Origin of the sequence: Streptomyces cylindrosporus (assembly GCF_022698165.1) — a bacterium.
Lineage (GTDB): Bacteria > Actinomycetota > Actinomycetes > Streptomycetales > Streptomycetaceae > Streptomyces > Streptomyces cylindrosporus.
Genome location: NZ_JALDAY010000013.1, coordinates 344,826 through 363,086, shown reverse-complemented (window position 1 = coordinate 363,086; position 18,261 = coordinate 344,826). Strand labels below are relative to the sequence as shown.

The window sequence follows — 18,261 nt, the reverse complement described above, 5'->3', positions numbered from 1 at the left end:
GTGCCGGGTGGTCATCCCGGCGAAGTGTTGGAGGCGCTGCTTGTGAACACCGCACCGCGGTGCGCCTCGCCATGCGCGCCAGACGCTGACCACTTCGCTTCGCCCACCGGCTGACCTGCTTCGTCCACGGTGGGCGCTTCCCCTTATGGGAGACCCCCGTCGTGTCCGAAGACCTCGGGACGGCTGATCGCCGTCCGCTGGCAACGGTTCTTGCCGCCAACTTCATTTCGATCGCAGGGAATTGCCTCACCTACATGGGCGTGCCGTGGTTCGTGCTGCAGAGCACACACAGCGCCGCCAAAGCCGGGATCGTCGCGTTCTGCACACTGCTGCCCGCAGTGCTCGCCGCGCTCGTCACCGGTCCGGTCATCGACCGGCTGGGGCGACGCCACGTGAGTGTCGCCTCGGACCTCGCCTGCGCCGTCGCCGTTGCGCCGATCCCGCTGCTGCACTTCGCAGGCCTCCTGCAGTTCTGGATGCTGTGCGTGCTGATGGCGATGACAGGGCTGTTCCGTGCGCCGGGTGAAACCGCCCGCGGCGTGCTGCTGCCCCCGCTCGCCGAACGCGCCGCAATGCCGCTGGCCAGGGCTGCCGGGCTGTATGACGGTGCGGCACGCTGTGCGGCGCTGACCGGATCCGCTCTCGCAGGCGCGCTGATCGCCGTACTCGGAGCCGAGAACGTTCTGTTGGTAGATGCCGCGACCTTCGCCGTGGCCGCGCCACTGTTCGCGTTCGGAGTGCGTGGCCTGCCCGAGGCGCAGCCCCAGCGGCGGGCCGAGCCGGCGTCGCCGCGTGCCTACCGCCGTGACCTCGCCGAAGGGTGTCGCTTCGTGGCGGCCACGCCGCTGCTGCTGGGCCTGTGCCTGATGACACTGGTCACCAGGGGCCTTGACCAGGGATGGAGCGCCGTGCTCCTGCCCGTGCAGGCCCGCCAGGAGCTGGGTGGTGCCGTCGACCTCGGTCTGCTGAACGCGGCGTTCGGCATCTGCGCGCTCACGGGGGCGCTGGTCTATGGGGCAGTGGGCAGCCGCTTTCGGCGGTGGCCCGTGTTCACGATCGCCTTTCTCATCGGGGGCCTGCCGCGCTTCGTGGTGGCCGCCTTCACCGACACCTTCACCCCGCTGGCCATGATCATGGCGGTAGAGGGTCTCGCCTTCGGTGTCCTCAACCCCATCATGGCCACCGTGACCTATGAGACGGTGCCGGAGGACCTGCGCAGCCGCGTGCTGAGCGCGACCACGGCCTCGGTCCAGCTGGTTACTCCGCTGGGCGCACTGGCCGCGGGCTTCCTCGTGGACTCGGCCGGCCTGCCCTTCTCACTGCTGGCAGTTGGCGGGGTGTATCTGCTCGCCACGCTCTGTCCAGTGATCTTCCCGGCCTGGAAGCAGATGGACCGTATCGGCTCTTCCCACGACAGAGCGGACGGCTCACTGCCACAGGATTCGGCGGCGAAGTGGGTGTAGTCCCGCAGACGGCAGCTCCCCTTCACCGGCCCGTCTCCGGCTCCGCGGGCTCGTCTGCGCACTGACCGCCGCAGGATCGGCCTGCCTGCCCTGTCTCGGTCATGCGGCGGAGAAGAATGCAGGTGGCTTGCGTACTATCGCTGTGCATAACTGTGCGGCAGTAACTGCTCCTGGTCACACAGCACCAGGCGGAAGAGCACCCACGTTGGATTACGCATACGCCACGAGCAACATGCTCGCTGGCCCGCAACGCCCGGAAGGGGTGTGAGCAGCATGTCCGAAACCACTGCCGCAACCACCGAGTTGACCTCGCAGTACAGCGCACAGGTGGCCGGGTGATCTTGAACGCAACCTCAAGGAGCAAGAACGCCTCAACGGCGAAATCGAAGCACTTCAGGCACAGCTGACTGCCCTGCAGCATGACCACACGGTCCTGCTGAACCTCCAGCAGGCCCTCGGTATCCCCGCGCCGGCTGCCGCGCCCACAGCCGAATCCCCCGCCTCGGTGCCCGCCGCCCGCAAGAAGGCACCGGGGGCGGCCAAGCAGCCCGCCGCGGCCGGGAAGCGCACCGGCAAGACGGCGGCCAAGGCACCGGCCGCGTCGTCGGCATCGCCCACGCTCGTCGACCTCGTGCGCGACCACCTCGCGGGCCAGAGCGAACCCCGCTCCGCCGCCGAAATCACCAGCGCGCTGGGCCAGGCCCATCCCGGGCGCACCATCAAGACAACCGTCGTGCGCACCACGCTCGAAGGACTCGTGGCCAAAAGCCAGGCTCAGCGCACCAAGCAGGGCACGTCCGTCTTCTACACCGCCCCCGACGCAGCAGAGACGGCCGCACCCGCCGCCCAGACCGGAAGCCAGCCCGAGCCGGCCAGCCCCTGAGCAGGTCCATCAATGCCCATCCAGCAAGGAGGGGACCGCAGCCGGGATTCGGTACCGGCGGGAGGGACCCGTCACGAACGGGCCGGCCCCGCCCGCGGCCTGCGCCGAGCCGGCGGGCGGGTGGGAAGGTCCTGATGGCCGCCGGCAGATCCCGAGCGTCGCTGTCGGCCCGCCGCCGTGCGCTTGAGCAGTGGGCGGGGGCGTTGCGCGGCGGGCCTGGGGCGGCTGCCGGATTGGGGGTTACAGAGCGCCGGAGGCCACCGCGCGATCACGCAGGGTGCGCAGGCTGATACGGACTCCTGCTTCGTCTTCGATGTGCCATTCGTTCATGCCTTGGCAGGTTTTGGTGCCGCGGGCGACAGCGCCGGCTTCGTCGACCCGGCCGTAGGGGGTGCCTCCGGTCGCAGCGAGAACGATCCCGCCGTCTTCGTCGATGGTGGCCCAGTGATCGGTGGAGCGGTAGGTGAGCACGATCCGTGTGCCGGCCGCGAGGACGTGGGCTGCGACCATGCGGGCGACATCCGTGCGGCGGCGCCCCGCGGCCGGCCTGCGCTGTGCGGTGGCCGCGCGGGTCTGCGCAGGCGGTTCGTCGCTGTCGCTTGGCTCGCTGGGAGCGGTGACGGGCAGGCCGAGACGCTCGGGGTTCCAGATGTGTTCGAACAGGCTCAGATACAGGTCCTGGCGGGTCTGGATGACGGAGGTCATGGTCTCCCGGGGACCGAACGGTCTGAGGACCTTGTCGAGCTTGTGGGTTTTGATGAACTCGCGCAGCAGGGGGTTTCGTTGGTCGTAGCCGGGGGCGATGATGCCCAGCAGGATGTTGCTGCGGGCGTAGTAGGCGGCCTTGTCGTGCAGGGGCAGGTCGTTGATGGATGAGTTCTCACGGCCCATGAGCAGGCCCAGGCCGCCCAGTTGGTTGCGGCGGCTGCGGAAGACGACAGGGTCGGAGATTTCCTCTTTCACGCGGTGGTGGTGGTTGGCCCACAGGTGCTCGATGTGGAACCGGTCCCGGTCGAGGTAGGCGAGCACGTCGTGGGGACGCTGGCAGGCCTCTTCGACGTAGGCGGTGGCCCGGGCCAGCAGGTAGCGGATCTGGTGGGCGTTGTTGCCGCGCAGTCCGAGCGTGATCGCATCGCGGATCGAGCCCGCGTCCTGGGTGACGAGGTCGCCGAGCGCGGCGGCGACGTCGGCCACGGTGCGGCACCTGCGCAGGAGGGGCACGAGGGTGTCGTGGGCCAGGGTGTCGGCGTCGGCTGACTGCACGGGCAGGTCCTGCAGGACCCTCAGGGCGTACCAGCGGTCCATGTAGTCGGCGACGAGGCGGCCTTTGTCCTTGGCGTCGGAGGGCCGGTCGTCGGGGCCGATGGCGGCGAGGATGGCGACGGCCTGGCAGCTCAGGCCGTTGCGTTCGTTGAACAGCACCGTCTCCAGGCGGTCGTCGCCTGTCTTGAGTGCGCGGCCGGCGGCGAGGAAGGGCCTAAACAGCCTGGCCGACTTCAGCAGGTCCTGCACGAAGCGCAGGAAGTTGTCGGGGCGTTCGGGCACCAGGTGCAGGTGGACGGCGTTCTGGCGGACCCATACGTTGAGGTTGCTGTCGATCTGCCGGCGGTCCTCGTCCTGGGCCTCGCGTGCGCAGCGGGCCAGCAGGAAGGCTTTGATGAAGCGGGATGCGGCTGCGGGGTCCTCCCGGTCGGTGGCCAGTTCCCGCAGCATCTCCTGCCATTGGGTGTTCAGCTGGTCCTCGTTGGCTCCAACGTGGGAGAGCAGGTGGCTCTTGAGGAGGTCCACAGCGGTCAGGCGGGCGCCGCGGTCGTTCATCGTCTCGAACATCCGGTAGCCGTGGTCGGCACTGGCCGCGCGGATCCCGACCAGGACCACCCGGTCCAGCAGCCACTCGGTGAACCGGGTCAGGTTTTCTGCGTCGAGTTCTTCCGCGAGCTGGGATTCGACCTGCCGGCTGCGCGCCCACAGATTGCGGCGGGAGAGCGAATCCCCCACGCCTGTTTCGTAGGTGCGGGCGTCGGCGACCGCGCGCAGGACGGGTTCGTGATCGGTGATGCCGAGCGAGAAGTGCTCCCCGTCTGTCGTGATCACCCGGTTGAGCCGGTCGACGGCCCGGATGTCCCCCCGCTCCTGTGCCGCCAGCCGCAGGTGCAGAAAGAGCAGATGCAACGTGACGAAGCGCTGCTGCCCGTCGACGAGGTAGCGCCGGTTTTTGGAGGGCTCGTAGTAGACGAACGGCCCCAGGAAGTACTGCGGTGCGGTGTGCGGCCGGCGCAGGTAGGACGGGTTGGTGGACCAGTTCCTGAACGAACCGCACAGATCCCGCAGCAGCGTGCGGACTTCGTCCTCGCCCCAGGTGTATTCGCGCTGGTAGTAGTCGATCTCGTAGGTCACGTCACGGAACAGTTCCTTCAGGCTGAAGCCCTGGGACCTGATCTCGTCCGAACCCATGACACCGCTCCCCACCTGCCCGGTTGTCTGCTCATGTTCCCAACTCCCCCAGGCTGCGTACAGACAGCGTGCACGCGGACAGGCCACGGGTGGACGATGCGGTCCGCTCACACCCGGGCCCGGCCAACGGCGGTGGCGTGGCGGGCTGTTCCGGCTCACCGCCCGGGCCAGCGAGCGCCCGGGAGCCCAGGTGGGGGCCGCTCCCCCACCGTCGACTCGCTGGACACGCCACCGGGCCGGCTGCGTGAGGACCGTCTTTCTTCCAGGCCCTGGAGCGGATCCGGCCGTCAGCCGCGTGTAGGGGGCGGTTGGCGTCACCCGAAGGGGCAGATCGGGGTCACGGGCGGGCCGACCATGCCCCCGGCGCGGTGCGCAGTGGTGGCGTAGCCCGATTGCGCAGCCTCGGCCGGCGTTGCGCGCTGGGGGCTGCGCAACCGGGCGAGGCTCGTGCGCAGTCGGGGTGTGTTCAGCGATTGCGCAGTACAGCCGCAGGTGCCCGACGTCGTCGTGCGCACAGCCGGGTTTCCGGGTGCGCAGACCGCCCTCGCGGGTCTGGCGGTGTCCTTGTGCGCACTCACGCTCGTTGTGCCGCTGCGCGGCAAGCGGGTGCGCGCCGTCGCCGCCGGGGAGTGGGCGGGTGCCGCGGTGAACACCGGCTGCCCTGCGTGGGACCCATGGCCGGGCCTGTGGTCGGGCCGACCATGACCCCGACCACGGACTTCGTGTCCCCATCGTGACCGTGGTCGGGGGTTCGTGATCGGTGGTCGGGTCGGGGTCGCCGGGTTTCCTCAAGGTCAGCAATCACACGTTCTGACCTGGGAGTTTGACCATGTCTCCCAGCGCGGGCGGGCGGACGGCTCGCGGGGATCAGCCGGTCAGCTCGACCTCGGGCGTCCCGGTGCCGGAAAGGTCGAGTCCCTCGGGGTCAAGGTCGACGGTCGCCACCCGGGCCGCGCCCTGGTGCTCGCCCTGCACAGTAAACACCGTGGCCCATGAGCCGGGATCGCGCTGGATAGCGAGAGCCTTGCGGGCGGCCCCGACAGAATCGCCGGCCTCCAGGTCGATCTCCCAGCGCACGAGGGAGGAAGTGACGCGTCCACCCTCTCGTCCGGGGCGTGGCCAGCCAGCACCTCCACCAGGTTCATGGCCTCCTCGCCGTAGTCGGCGCGGCATTCGTCGTAGGCCTCGTGAGGCGTCAGTGACGGGAATGCCCTTCCGGATGTTCATAGGCCCGTGGTTCTACACGGTTCAGTGGTTGCAGTTGCTGGTCCACCAGCGCGTGAAGGGCTGCACAGGTCTTCTCGGCATAGGGCCGGGACCCTTCGTGAAGGCCGACAAAATCCCATGCGAGGGCGCGCCTCAGGCTGCTTGCGCCGTAGACAACCGTGCACTCGGCGAACTGCCTTTGGAGGCTGTCCAGCCGGTCGCGGATGGGCCTCGTGGGTCAGAGCTTCCAGGACCGCAGCTGGTCGGCGACGGCAAGCACGCCGAGGCGGGTGTCGCGGATCTTGCGCACGAGATCGGACAGGGCACCGTAGGGAGGGTCGATGCCCTCACCGCACTGGTCCATGTACTGCGCGGCGATGAACGCCGCGTACAGGCTGTTGCGGTGCGGCAGCGGCTCCAGGCGCACGATGGTGTGCATCAGCGCGGCCGCCCGCCAGGCAGCGTCCGGGTCTGCCGCGGCCAGCGTCGGCAGCCTCGTCTTGTGCCGGGCCACGGCCGCCACGAGCGCGGAGTAGTCCGAGACACTCATGTCCTCCTCCGTCAGGGCGGCCTCCTGGACATCGAGGAGCCAGGCGACATCGACGTACAGGTGCATCAGGCGGCGGCCCCGCCGCGCCGCGCGGAGGGCGGCACCTCGTCGGGAAACGCCGCGTCGAACTCCTCACGCAGCCGCTCCGCCCACCCGCGCGCGCCGGCAACGAACTGCTTGCGCTGCATCTCCCGCACACCCAGGTCGTGCAGGTACTGCTTGAGGCTCTTGCCGTCCGCCGCAGCCGCCGCGCGCACACCCTCGAGTTCCTCGTCAGTGAAAGACACGTTCAGTGATGGCATACACCCCATGGTACCTAGTAGGTGCCAACCCTGCGAAGCCCCCACCCCAAAGCGCAGCGCGGGCTGCGCCCGCGGGCCGTCACCGCCGTCCGGTTGCCACTCGCCCTCGCGGCAACGGTGACGGCCTCGCCGCCCCGCCGCACGAAGGCGGACATGCGAAGCTCCCGCAGGCGGTCTGATCACCTGGTTCAAGCACGGTTGCCGGGAACGGTCCACGGGCTGTGACCTGGTCCGGATGTCACTGGTCGTAGTACTCGCCGTCGTCTCCCTGGAGCCGCGCGTTGAGAGCTTTCGCGGCCTGGCGCATCTTCGCGATCAGAATGTCGCTCGGGTTCTTGGCGCCGATCTCTCCCGACGCCCCGTGCAAGGCGGTGCCAAGCCGTTCTTCGTCAGGATGTGTGGTCAGCACTGCAGACCACTGCGAGGGCCCGCTCCATCCAGGCGGTGCTGGAATCATGGACAGGTCGGCATCGCTCTCCACGACTGCCTGCCATTCGTGCGCGGCAATCTCCGATCCGTCCTCGTCCCACCGGTCTTGACGCCGGGTGATGTGGATGTCGTAGCCCATGGCGCGAGACAGAGACGACGCTGCTGACAGGAGTCCGGGAGCCGGAATGGAAGGGTGCCGATGCCCGGCAGATGATGCTCCGTCACGCTTCACGCAAATCCTGCCTGGATGGTGGAAGGCCACGTCAACCGGGTGACAACTCCCACGCGGGCCCTATACGGCCGGGCGTCCGTCCGGCTCTGCCGCATCCGGATCCTCACCCGGCCACGAGACGTCATGCCAACGCTCCCGCTCTGCCCTCTACGCTTTTCACGTGCGCTATCTGGCAGAACCCTTCGCCCTCGGGGCCCTGAGACGAGGCCGGGCCATCGAGCAGTTCCTTGGTCCTGCGGGCTCGCCCGAGCACCCCGGCGTCCGCTATGTCGAGGTCGTACCGGTCAGCACCCACTACGAGATCTTCCTGCACACCCTGGAAGACGTAGGCCACGAAACCTTCGCAGACCTGGTCGAGTTCCCTCCCCTTGACCCGGACAACGAGGAAGAGGAGTTCGGCCTCCTCCTCGCGACCCGCGACGACCCGCACGCCGCCCTCGAAACCGCCGAGGAGGCCACCGGAGCAGTGCGCGGAAAGTGGGTCAACGCCGGCCTGGCCCAGGACGAGTATCACGACTACCTGTCGGCCGGCCGGCCCAGAAAAACCGACCCCCACGGACATCCCTGGCCACCGTTCCCCTCCTGACGGCCGACGGGATCACATACCCCCCCCCGACACCGACAGAGCCGAATCCAAAGATCCCCACCACCACCGCCTCGAGCACCACGCCGGGCAGCAGGAGGCGACCGACAGCAGCGAACACGCTGCCGCAAGCGACCAGCAGCGGGCCCCCTCGCGCCGGACAGGCCGACTCCGACGCCCGTGCGGGCCGGCGCCGGCCTCGCGGCGCAACGCCGCGCAGCTGGCGGGCCGCGTTACCCGGCGCGGTTGCGGCGCCGTGCCAGCTCATCCATCGCCCGGCTACGCTCCGGCATGATCGGGCGGGGACGGGCCAGCAGGGGTAGGAGAAGGGCGGGCGCATCCATGAGTGGGCAGTGGTCCGCGGTCTTCACGGCCGTGGTGGGGGTAGTCGGCACGCTCGGCGCGGCACTTTTGACGCAGCAGCGGGCCGACCGGACCAAGCAGATGGAGCTGGAGGCAGCCGATGCCGTGCGGCGCGAGGAGCGCCGGCACGCGCAGGAAGTCCTGCAGGCCGAGCGCGCCGAACAAAAGGCGCAGGCGCTGGTCGATCTGCGGCGCTCTTGCTACATCGCGCTCAACACCGCCTCACGGCAGTACCTCACCGCCCAGGTCAACCTCCTGCACGCGCTGCGCGCGGGCACCGGCATCGAGCCGTGCCTCCAGCAGCTCGAAGCCTGCCGCCTCGCGCAGCGCGACAGCTTCGCGCAGGCCGAAATGGTGGTCCCCGATGCGGTGCTGGCGGCCGCCACCGCCGCCGGGCACCGGCTCAACGCCGGCTACGGACAGCTCCAACGCATCACCGCGGCCACACCGCACGACCAGGAGGAACTGGATGCCTTCGCCGCCGGCATCGACGAGTCATGGCACCAACTGGCCCTGATGCAGCAGCAGATGCGCCACACCCTCGGCATCGACACCGCCCCACCCGACCAAGACACCACCTCAACGGCATAGGCGGCGCAAGCGGCGACACGGCCGCCCGTAACCTGACGACCCACGCAACTCAACCCCGCCCGGGGGCACTCCACACCAAACCGGCGCCCCCACCAGCCCCTGCCCCGGATGATCCCCGTCCCAGCCCGGCCGCGCTCCCCCGCCGCCGGGCTCGCGCTGTGCCTGTCTCGCGCGCAGCAGGAAGGTCCCGAGAGTCTCAGCAACGTCGATCATCATCGGACCGGTCATGAATCGCGCGCCTGACCCGGTGCCAGGCCTCGAAGACGTCAGGGAGCTGGTCTAGGAGGCTGCGCACGGTGAACAGCGCGACACTCACAACGCTTGCCGCAGCCAGGATCCACAAGATCAACACATCCACTGGTTCGACACTTTCGTGACAGAGGTCGAACCGGCGACGGGTGTTGCTCAGTTCGACCATGAAGCGGTCAGAACTGAGTTCACGCCGACAGCAAAGCTCAGGCACTGCTGGGAAGGGTCAGGCGAATGCCGGGGCGTTCGCGGGCGAACGGTTGGAGGCAGGAGTCCAGGTCGTGGTTCACGGATCGCAACAGGGATCGGCGACATGTCGGCTCGCCTGTCCACTGCGCCTGCCGATGTCAGTGAACCGGACGATGCCCGACAGCGGCCCAATCGCCGCGATATCACGGCGGCGTTGCCGGAACTCTGCTATGGCACGACGACACCGGGCGGCGTGGATCACACCCAACGCCCCTTGCAGCCAGCCCAGTTGGTTCGCCCCTTCCCGCTGCGAGCATCGTCAGCACGCGGCGCACCTGGCCATCGGGGGCGGCTTCGCCCGGTTCATGCGCCACCGCGGCCTCACCCGTGACTGCGAAAGGCACCGGCAGCGTGCCGAGGCCGTGGTCGACGCATGCGGGAGTGATCGGCCTCGTGGGCCGCAGGCTCACCGGCGAAACCATCCTCAGCCGGCGTGGTAGGGCCCGGGACCAGGCATCACCCCGCGGGCCACTCACTCGCTCAGGCGTGACCGGCGTCGTAGTGCGCCACATCCGGCTCGTGGTCAAGCCAGTGCTGGCACACGGTCCAATGGATGCGGGCACTGCCCGCATCGGCCAGGTAGACGTCCGCCACCAGGTCACGTGAGCAGCCCTGCCGGCCGTGCGCGCTGCATTTCGTCGCCTCCTGCTGGGGCAGGGGGCTCTGCCATCGGATGATCTCCACAATGCGGGATCGCATAGCCCGGCAGCGTACCGGTGCGCACGCGCGCCAGCAGTGGCGATCTCCACACAAGCCTGGTCTAGCTGCGAGGAGGGGCAGAGCTGATGTCGGACGATGCTTCCCCGGATCCCTACGCCCACCCGTTGGTGTTCGGCCAGCGCCTGCAGATTCTGCGTACCCGTAAGGGCATGACGCGGGAGCAGTTGGGCGGGCTGGTCGGCAAGTCCGCATCGTGGGTCAAGGGCGTGGAGACGGGGCGGCTGGGGACTCCGAAACTTGAGATGATCCTGCAGGTCGCCGAGGTGCTGCGGGTACGGGATCTGGCGGAACTCACCGGCGGCCCGTCCCTGCACGTCCACCTGTTCAGCGGCCCGGGCCACCCGCGGCTGGCCGCGGTCAGGGCAGCGGTCGACGCCTTCCCCGGAGCCACCCAACGACAGGCCCCGTCCTGACCAGCGTCAGGGCAGTACAGCGCCGCGTCGGCCCGGACGGCGCCGGCCCGCTCCTCCAGCGCGACGAACGCGCACGGCGCTACCGCATCGACGCCACCCTCGCGGCCGGCCTCGCGAGGGCCTTCGTCCTGGCCGGCGCCTGCCCCGATCTGCTGCATGGCGACCCAACCGGGGCGGCTCCTGCCGACCGTCGCCAGCTCAAGACCTGACGGCCCGCCGCACCCCAGGAAGCCCCTTTCCGAGTCAGCGGCGCCCTTACCAGGGTCAGTCGGTCTTCTGCCAGATGCGGACATCAACGCTCACGTTCTGGGCTTGCGGGTGCACGGCGGTCACGGTGACGAGCGCGGAACGTCCCTCGTCGGTGACCAGGCAGAGCTTGCCTCCTACGGCAACTGGAAGGTCCGTGAGGCGCTGTCCCTGGGTCTGCGCGAGAACGGCGCATCGCGCGGCATCCGGCTTCTCCCCTTGAGGGACCACAGCCAAGTTTGCCCTGTCGCTCCTCAGTACGGCCTCTTGGCCATCGCTGATCTGGGACAACTCGATGTCACCGTCGGTTGGAAGGTCACCCCCAGGGGGAACCGAGTCCAAATTGAAGTCACCTGAAACAAGCAGCGGTCCGGACCAGCGCACCGCTGAAGAGCTGGAAGCGGAAGCCGATGTGCCGGAGGCGTCGATGGATCCAGGTGCTGTTGTCGTGACCGTGACCGTGGCCGTGGTGGTCGCGGTCTCGACGCTCGCGGCAGGCGAGTTGACCCCGGCCGCCGGCAGCCCGATGAAGCCCACGAGAAAGGTGAGAACTCCTGTTACGGCAGTGATGAGAGCGGCAACGGCAGTCCAGTGTTCGGGTGTCCTTTTGACGTGCGGTGCCCCCTCCGGTGGAACTGGTGGCCGTGGAGGTGGAGTTGAAGTTGCCATGAACATCCCCCGTTCAGCGGTCAAAAAGAAAGCGTTCCATTTCGCCGACGTCCGCGCTGGCCACCTCTGATTCCGTGACGTGTTCGTGCCCCTACTGCATGTGAAGGAATCCACTGGCCGGAGGGCCGCCGGGCCACTCCTCCCAGCGCGACGAACGCACGGCACTACCGCAGCGACAACGCCCTCGCGATGGCCTTCGCTCTGGCCGATGCCCGCCTCAACCGGCCGCGCGGTATGCAGCCGCACCGGCCATCTCACGCGGCCGCGCCACCGGTAGAAAAGCGTCTCACCCGGCCCAGCACCGAGTTGGATCGGCGCACCGGCCAGCAGGTCCGTTCGCCGAGTACCGCGTCCGTGTCCAGCAGCAGACCCGCGCCGTCGACAAGCTCCTGGCCTCGATCGACAAGGCGCTCACCGGCGCCCGGCAGATGCGCAGCTGACCAGAGGGCCGCCGATCGCGGGCACGAGCGGCGGCACATGAACGAGCGGGCCCTGATCCGACGGAACTCGATTGCAGAGGTCAGGCCGCGGTGTTGCGGGACGAGGCGGCCGCGGGCCGGGAGTAGTCGGTGGCGACGTTGCGGGAGTCCTTGATGGCCTGGCAGACCATACCGACGGCGCCGAGGAACACCACGAAGCCGCTCAGGGCGAGGCCGACCAGGACGTCACGGGTGTGGACGAGCCGCCCCGATGCGTAAGTGGTGGCGAAGGCCGTGATGGCCAGCATGGCGGTCCAGTAGCCGGGCGTGCGCAGACGCTGCCGGATGTGCAGCGGGAGCACCGGAAGCGGAATGTTGATCTTTCGCGTCCAGTTGGGCTGCGGCTGGGTGTTGGGGAAGGGGGTGATGTTGTCGTCGGTTTCGTCGGGGGACATCTTGCGTTCCTTCGTACGGGCGGGGACCGGACCTGAACAGGGACTGGGGTACGGACGGGGGAGCCGGTACCGGCTCGGGGCGCAGCGGCGCGGTACCGGCGAGCGGGTCTCAGGAGGCGGCCAACGGGACGCGCGCGAGGTGCTGGGCGAGGTTCTTGGCATTGAATTCGTCTCGTCCGACGACCAGCCGGGGGATGCCGACGTCGTTGCTCAGGGCATCGGCCAGCAGGCTGGAGCACTGCCAAGGGGCAAGGACGGTGCCGTTCGGGGCCAGGGTGCGTACGACGAACTTGTGGGTGGCGGCCACGAGGACGACGGCTGCCTCCAGTACGTGCCCGGTGTAGTGGACGGCGAGCGGCACGTGGTTGCTGAGCAGGGCCTCCGCGATCGCGGTGGCGGTGTCGTCGACGAACTGCGGGCAGCTGTAGAAGCGTTCCAGCAGGGTCTCGAAGTCGCGCAGTTGCCGGGGAAGGATGACGTAGCCGGGTGCGGGCGGGTGACGGGTGTCGTCCTCGGTGCGCAGCTTCCACAGGCCGTCGGGCAGCAGCAGGCGGTAGGCGTCGGAGCAGTCGGCGGACAGCGCGTTGTGCATGGTGGCGACCGCTGCGGACAGCGGTTCGCCGGGGACCTTGGCCAGGATGGACAGGGAGGCCGTCCACGGATTGCCGTGGATCAGCAGGTCCCTGGCGTTGCCGCACAGGGCCACGGACAAGAACGGCTGGTCGTGCGCGATGCACTGGCGGATCCGGGACAGGCGTGAGGCCCGGCCTCCGTGCGGGCCGATGATCTCCAGCTCGTTGCTGCGCAGGTCGTCGCGTTCCCAGAGTGTGCCGCGGATGCGCCGGGAGATGACGCTGATCCCCCGGTGGGTGGTCTCCCGCCAGAACTGGTTGGCGTGCGGCACGCCGGCAACGGCGTGCACAGACGGCCGGGCGGGAGCGCGGCCGTAGAGCAGCGCCAGCTGTTCGGTGGCCGTGCGTGCCTGGGGCACCAGGTGGCTGGAGGCGTTGACGTCCGGGTCGCGCTCGAGCTCGTTGCGGACGTCGAGGATCGCGCGGACGGCCTCTTCGGCCGCGACCTGCGTTATGACCGTGGAGACCCGGGGCGCCGGTCGTACGCCGTCGCAATCGGAGCCGCCCTGAGGCTTCACCTGTACCTCCCAGCTACTGGGTATCGCAATCGAGAAACTTGCCGACGAGACTACACGTGGTTTCGACTACACGAAGGGGCGACATCCAGAGGCCGGAATGTTTGCCCTACACGATTTCTAGAGGTTGAATGTGCCAGTACATGAGCTCTTCCATGCGGTATCCGGCGCCCGGCGACACGCCGAACGGAGGCCGGCCGGGTGGATTCGGACGTTTGAGCCCCGTTTCTGATGCCTAGATGACCTCGTTTGTCCGTTGCAGGCTCCGGGGAGTGACAATGTCGGCGCTCTCTGTGGTGAGAGCGAGGTAACTACCTGGTAGTGGCACTACAGCACTACAAGACGACTAGTCTGGACCGTCGGAGTTTCGCTCCGCCCGGGCACCCTCCTGCCCGTGCGACTGCACGGGGCGCGCCGGAGTTCTGACCAACGGCGGCGCGCCCCTCGTCCTGAGAGAGGGATCCATGACAGCAGACCACGCTCGAAAGACGGCACGTCACGGAGACAAAGAACGGCAGATCGTCGTCTCCGTACGCTTCCCGGAACCTCTGCTGCAGAAGGTCAACGCCTTCGCAGCGGTCGTGGGCGAGAGCGCCAATGCGGTGATCCGCGAGGCCGTCGAAGCCCACATCAACACCCAGGTGCACAGCCCGGAGTTCCAGCAGCAGAGCCAGGACTACCTGCGCCGGGCCCAGGAGCAGGTCGCCGTCCTGGGCGGCGAGGACGCCCTCGTCGCCTCCGCCGCGAGCTGACCCGTCCACCGCTGAGAAGCGGTTCCGGACCACGGTCCCGCCCCTACCCGGCTGCACGGCCCGCCTGCGCCCACCGGCGGCGCAGTTCCCGGCGCCGGGCCGTCAGCCCGGGCGACGGCACCAGGGTGCGGGCCTGGTGGAAGCTGTCGCCGAACGTGCTCAGCAGCGAGTTGAGGCGGTGCGTGGTGGTTTCCACCGGCGCCGGTGCAGGTGCCGGGGCCGTCTGGCGGGCCTCCTCCCAGTGCGGCCGGAAGAACGACGGCTCGCCGTCCAGCGCCTGGATGAGTGCGGCCACGTGTTCCCAGGGGGCTGACTGCTCCGCGTGCAGGATCCGGCGTACGTCGTCGGCGCTGATCAGGTGCCCGGTGGCGACCGCCAGGCTGTGCGGGGTGGGGCTGGCGGCCCGCTGGTACAGCGTGCGCAGGGCCGCGGCAAGCGACGTCCCGGTCTTCGTCTCGCCGGCCGGAGGCCGGGACCGCTGCCGGCGCGAGCGGGTGCCGTTGCGTGCGCGTTCGTCCTGCCACACCTTGCGCAGGGCGTCCGAGTCCGCCCCCAGGACCAGGCCTATCTTCTCGGTCAGTTCCCACGTCGGGAACTTCTCGCCGCTGAGGACCCGGGAGAGGAAACTCGCCGACACCTGGGTTCGCAGGCCCAGCTGGCGCAGCGGGATGCCGCTGACGCTCTGCAGCCGGGACAGGACGGGGGCAAGCTGGTTCGTGGCCCGCAGAGCCGGCGGAGCGGGCTGCTGGGCGGGAGGAGCCTCCTCGGCTTCGGCGGCCTGCGCCTCCTCCGCCTCGGGGGCTGTGCCGGGCAGCGGCGCCGGAGCATTCTCCGGGGCGTACTGGTCCAGGCGGCGCTGCACCAGTCGCTCGTGGTAGGTGTGCCGGGCGGTCTCCGGGCTGATGCTCAGGATCCGGCCGAGGGCTTCCCAGGGGATGCGCCGGCGGCGGGCCATCAGCACCACCCCGGCGGTGACGGCCTCCAGGCGCCGCTGCACCTTGACCGAGTACTCCAGGATCTCCGCCGCGGACGCCTGGTGACTGTTCGACAGCAGCCGCACAAGATGGCGCAATTCTTCCTGCGTGTCGTGGGCGAGCTCGAGCAGTTGCAGCTGCTCCGGCGACTGGTCGGGCAGCGGCCGGCGGGCCGCTGCCGCCGGCTCGCCCGTGCCGTGCTGACGCTGCCGATCACGGTAGGCAGCCTGCCGGCAAGCGCGCCCGCAGTAGTCGGCTGGCCTGCCGCGTTGGCTCTTGGCCGGGGGCATGGGGCTGCCGCAGTACCGGCACTGCGGTGAGGGAACACTCGTGGGGAGCATGGATCGTCGTCCTCTTCCGGAAACGGGCACGAATTCTCGGATCAAGCGGAAGGGTGAGGAATTTCGTCACACCGGCGGTCACGTTCAGCCGTTTCGTCGGGAACCGAATCGCCGGATGTGCGCCGGGGGGCGCAGAGGCGCTCCCCGGGTGGCGAGATCAGGCCACCCGGCACTCGCGGACGAGGAAATTCCACACCAGGCACCCAATACCGGGGTTGCGCGACGCCGCAGCCGGCCCGTCGGAGGACCGGAAGACAGCTCCTGCGCGGTGCGCGGCCGTTACGCATGCTCTGTCGGGATGCGCATGGACCAGGAAGAAGAGGATGTGAACCATCCGTTCGTGACGTTGGCTATTTTCGTCACGGCTGTTAGTGTCGAAAACCCGGAAGAGCCTCCGACGTGGGGGTTTGGTCCGGCCACGGTTCGGGGACGACCTCATGGGACGCTCCTTGGATCTTGTATTTCATGGAACGCGTGGGCTTCGTCCACGGGGCCGGAATCCCCTCGGAGCCCACGCTCCCGTGACCCTAGCCTCACGCAAAGTGCTCTGCCAACTACAGAATCCCGGCGCTTTTTGTGCCCATCTGGGCGGCATATGTCGAATCACAAACGGGCGTATCGCGATAAAAGGTTCGCCGCCGACATCTATGCCGAATAGATTCTGCTGAAGTTTCCCGTACCCGCCCGTAGAGGGCAGCCTCTCTGCTATGGCGCGGCCGCGACCAGGGACTTTCCGACCCTCGTCCGAAATACCGGCACGGATTTTTCCGAACATCCGCCCGCACAGCACCCCCGCTCGCTACGGTCGCTCAGTGTGAAGCTGGCTCTGGCCCCAGGACGCCGTCGACGCCGGTCCCCGGCCCGGGCGCCGGTACCCTCGCGAGCGCCCCGGCGCCCGCCGCGCGGGCGACAGCGTCGGGGAACCGCTTGCGCCTGCGAGCTGCCGGTCGGCCCGGCGCCGTGCGTGAACCGGCGGTGACCGGTCCCCTGGCGAACTTGAAAGCCCGGACACGGCCGCGTTAGCCACGGCATCACCATCCGATGCGCGGTCGGACGCGCTGCGGAAGCCAGTCGGCGGATCAGCGCAGGCCGAGGCGGCTGAGCGCGGTGGTCCAGTCGCTGACGATCGCGTGCTGCGCGGCGGCGAGGGTGACCTGGCCCTTGCAGACCGCGGTGTGCAGCTTCGTCTCCACCGGGTCCTTCTTGTTGTTCACCCCGGAGCCCTTCTTGTGCCCGGGGTCGGCCGGCTCCACCCACAGATTCCTCGGGTCGTTGGGGTCCCCGCCCAGCTGCAGGCTGATCAAGTGGTCGTACTCGGCATCCGACATCCAGCCCGTGAAGCCGTACGAGGCGGCATTCAGCTTCTTCTCCTTGCCCGTCACATACGCGGAGGGGCGCACGCCGGAGGTGTAGCCGCCCGTGCGGCAGATCGTCGAGGACAGGTTCGCCTGGGTGACTGCCGGGGAGATCGCGCCCGGCGTGCACGCCGGGTCCTCCAGCGGCTCCCCGTGCTCATAGCGGTAGTGGCACGAGCCCGCGGCGGGCTGCTGCTGCACCGTGTAGTGCTTTTGCGGGCCCGCCCCCACCGCGATCGCCCGCCCCGACACCGAGCCCGGCGCACCCGCCACCCGGCTCTGTGCGGACGACGATGTCGACGTGCCGAGCGAGACGGACGAACAGCCCGCCAGCAGCAGACAGGTGAGCAGGACGGGCGGCACGGTACGACGGGCAGAGCGCATGACGGTCCTTCACGGGCAGGCGGTGGCCGAGCAGATGCTCCCCCACGCTGGTGGCGTCCTATCGCGCGGGACACCGCGCACACGTGCAGGGCCGCTGCCCGAGGTGTGACGGGGCCCTTCACACCATGGCCTCCTCCCGTGGCAGCGGGAGGAGCGACCGAAGGGAATCTGCCGCTTCCGCCGGTGCGGGCGGCCGCCTGCGCACCCACGGCACACCGGTCTCGCGGTGGTCGCTTCAGGAGAGGTGGAGCTGCCCCAAAGGACGCCCGGCGTCGGCCTGGGCCAGGGCGAAGGCCGCCAGCTCGCCGGCGTCACAGAAGCAGTCCCCGCTCCAGCCCGCCGGAGCAGCCACCGCCCGAATCCCCACCTCGGTCCCGAACCGGCGGGCGGCCTCATACAGGCACTGCAGGACCTCGAGCGCCCGGGCATCGAGAGTGCCGAGACACCTCCACCACGTCCGCGAGGCCCGGTCGAACTGGGCGACGGAACGCAACAGTTGCCGCTGCTGTTCGAAGGCGGCCGGGTCGGCGGGAGCCGCGGCAGCAGTGACCTCCAGCAGCCACCGTACAGAGTTGGATTGCGGAGTCGACGTCATGAGCGGGACCGTATCGACCAGCACTGACAACGAGCCTCACCGCCGATGCGGATGAGCACATCGCCCGGCGCGTGCGCCGGCGGCCGGTCCTGCACCGGCCGGCCCCACCGAGCACGGCACGGACGTCACTGTTTGTGCTGGTCAGGACCTGTTTCCTCTCGGGGCGGGGCGGGAGTGGGGCGGGAAACAGGTGCGCTGGGCCACGTCGGCGGGGCACCGTGAGGGCAGCGGCGGCCG

The 18,261-nt window shown here is 69.2% G+C and carries 17 protein-coding genes and 1 pseudogene; 6 read left to right on the top strand and 12 right to left on the bottom strand.

Annotation, left to right across the window (positions count from 1 at the left end):
- Positions 1–161 precede the first annotated feature (161 nt).
- Complete coding sequence (locus tag MQP27_RS38685) at positions 162–1,463, top strand: MFS transporter (protein ID WP_242774142.1); 1,302 nt, start codon at positions 162–164, stop codon at positions 1,461–1,463.
- A gap of 273 nt (positions 1,464–1,736) precedes the next feature.
- A pseudogene (locus MQP27_RS38680) lies at positions 1,737–2,346 on the top strand (hypothetical protein).
- 240 nt (positions 2,347–2,586) lie between these two features.
- Here the strand turns inward: MQP27_RS38680 and MQP27_RS38675 are convergent.
- The 5 genes from MQP27_RS38675 to MQP27_RS38655 form a co-directional block, all read right to left on the bottom strand.
- Positions 2,587–4,800 carry a GmrSD restriction endonuclease domain-containing protein gene (locus MQP27_RS38675; protein ID WP_242774141.1) on the bottom strand — a complete coding sequence of 738 codons (2,214 nt, stop codon included), beginning with the start codon at positions 4,798–4,800 and terminating at the stop codon, positions 2,587–2,589.
- Positions 4,801–5,667: 867 nt separating this feature from the next.
- Positions 5,668–5,877 carry a hypothetical protein gene (locus tag MQP27_RS38670; RefSeq protein WP_242774140.1) on the bottom strand — a complete coding sequence of 70 codons (210 nt, stop codon included), beginning with the start codon at positions 5,875–5,877 and terminating at the stop codon, positions 5,668–5,670.
- Positions 5,878–6,244: 367 nt separating this feature from the next.
- Complete coding sequence (locus tag MQP27_RS38665; protein ID WP_242774139.1) at positions 6,245–6,622, bottom strand: toxin Doc; 378 nt, start codon at positions 6,620–6,622, stop codon at positions 6,245–6,247.
- On the bottom strand, positions 6,622–6,858 hold the full coding sequence (locus MQP27_RS38660; RefSeq protein ID WP_242774138.1) for a hypothetical protein: 237 nt from the start codon (positions 6,856–6,858) through the stop codon (positions 6,622–6,624). The genes MQP27_RS38665 and MQP27_RS38660 overlap by 1 nt, the downstream gene beginning before the upstream one ends.
- A 238-nt stretch (positions 6,859–7,096) precedes the next feature.
- The gene (locus MQP27_RS38655) at positions 7,097–7,426 is read right to left on the bottom strand and encodes a hypothetical protein (protein WP_242774136.1); all 330 of its coding nucleotides are present in this window, start codon (positions 7,424–7,426) and stop codon (positions 7,097–7,099) included.
- 253 nt (positions 7,427–7,679) lie between these two features.
- Between MQP27_RS38655 and MQP27_RS38650 the strand changes: the two genes are divergently transcribed.
- Both MQP27_RS38650 and MQP27_RS38645 read left to right on the top strand, forming a co-directional pair.
- A complete protein-coding gene (locus MQP27_RS38650) occupies positions 7,680–8,105 on the top strand; it encodes a hypothetical protein (RefSeq protein WP_242774134.1) in 426 nt (141 codons plus the stop codon).
- 339 nt (positions 8,106–8,444) lie between these two features.
- On the top strand, positions 8,445–9,056 hold the full coding sequence (locus MQP27_RS38645; protein ID WP_242774131.1) for a hypothetical protein: 612 nt from the start codon (positions 8,445–8,447) through the stop codon (positions 9,054–9,056).
- 978 nt (positions 9,057–10,034) lie between these two features.
- On the opposite strand, the gene MQP27_RS38640 is transcribed toward MQP27_RS38645, so the two are convergent.
- Positions 10,035–10,253: a hypothetical protein gene (locus MQP27_RS38640; protein WP_242774128.1), complete on the bottom strand. Its 219-nt coding sequence runs from the start codon at positions 10,251–10,253 to the stop codon at positions 10,035–10,037.
- 86 nt (positions 10,254–10,339) lie between these two features.
- On the opposite strand from MQP27_RS38640, the gene MQP27_RS38635 reads away from it, so the two are divergent.
- On the top strand, positions 10,340–10,687 hold the full coding sequence (locus MQP27_RS38635) for a helix-turn-helix domain-containing protein (RefSeq protein ID WP_242774125.1): 348 nt from the start codon (positions 10,340–10,342) through the stop codon (positions 10,685–10,687).
- A gap of 264 nt (positions 10,688–10,951) precedes the next feature.
- On the opposite strand, the gene MQP27_RS38630 is transcribed toward MQP27_RS38635, so the two are convergent.
- The 3 genes from MQP27_RS38630 to MQP27_RS38620 form a co-directional block, all read right to left on the bottom strand.
- Positions 10,952–11,470: a hypothetical protein gene (locus tag MQP27_RS38630; protein WP_242774123.1), complete on the bottom strand. Its 519-nt coding sequence runs from the start codon at positions 11,468–11,470 to the stop codon at positions 10,952–10,954.
- Positions 11,471–12,122: 652 nt separating this feature from the next.
- Positions 12,123–12,476, bottom strand: a complete 354-nt coding sequence (locus MQP27_RS38625) for a hypothetical protein (protein ID WP_242774120.1) — start codon at positions 12,474–12,476, stop codon at positions 12,123–12,125.
- Positions 12,477–12,585: 109 nt separating this feature from the next.
- On the bottom strand, positions 12,586–13,626 hold the full coding sequence (locus MQP27_RS38620) for a hypothetical protein (RefSeq protein WP_242774117.1): 1,041 nt from the start codon (positions 13,624–13,626) through the stop codon (positions 12,586–12,588).
- 461 nt (positions 13,627–14,087) lie between these two features.
- Between MQP27_RS38620 and MQP27_RS38615 the strand changes: the two genes are divergently transcribed.
- The gene (locus MQP27_RS38615) at positions 14,088–14,375 is read left to right on the top strand and encodes a YlcI/YnfO family protein (protein WP_242774115.1); all 288 of its coding nucleotides are present in this window, start codon (positions 14,088–14,090) and stop codon (positions 14,373–14,375) included.
- Positions 14,376–14,418: 43 nt separating this feature from the next.
- Here the strand turns inward: MQP27_RS38615 and MQP27_RS38610 are convergent, their stop codons facing one another.
- The 3 genes from MQP27_RS38610 to MQP27_RS38600 all read right to left on the bottom strand — a co-directional run bounded on the left by MQP27_RS38610 (position 14,419) and on the right by MQP27_RS38600 (position 18,024).
- Complete coding sequence (locus MQP27_RS38610) at positions 14,419–15,690, bottom strand: hypothetical protein (RefSeq protein WP_242774114.1); 1,272 nt, start codon at positions 15,688–15,690, stop codon at positions 14,419–14,421.
- A gap of 1,079 nt (positions 15,691–16,769) precedes the next feature.
- Positions 16,770–17,429, bottom strand: a complete 660-nt coding sequence (locus MQP27_RS38605) for a hypothetical protein (RefSeq protein ID WP_242774112.1) — start codon at positions 17,427–17,429, stop codon at positions 16,770–16,772.
- Positions 17,430–17,664: 235 nt separating this feature from the next.
- Complete coding sequence (locus tag MQP27_RS38600; protein ID WP_242774110.1) at positions 17,665–18,024, bottom strand: hypothetical protein; 360 nt, start codon at positions 18,022–18,024, stop codon at positions 17,665–17,667.
- Between the last annotated feature and the right edge of the window lie 237 nt (positions 18,025–18,261).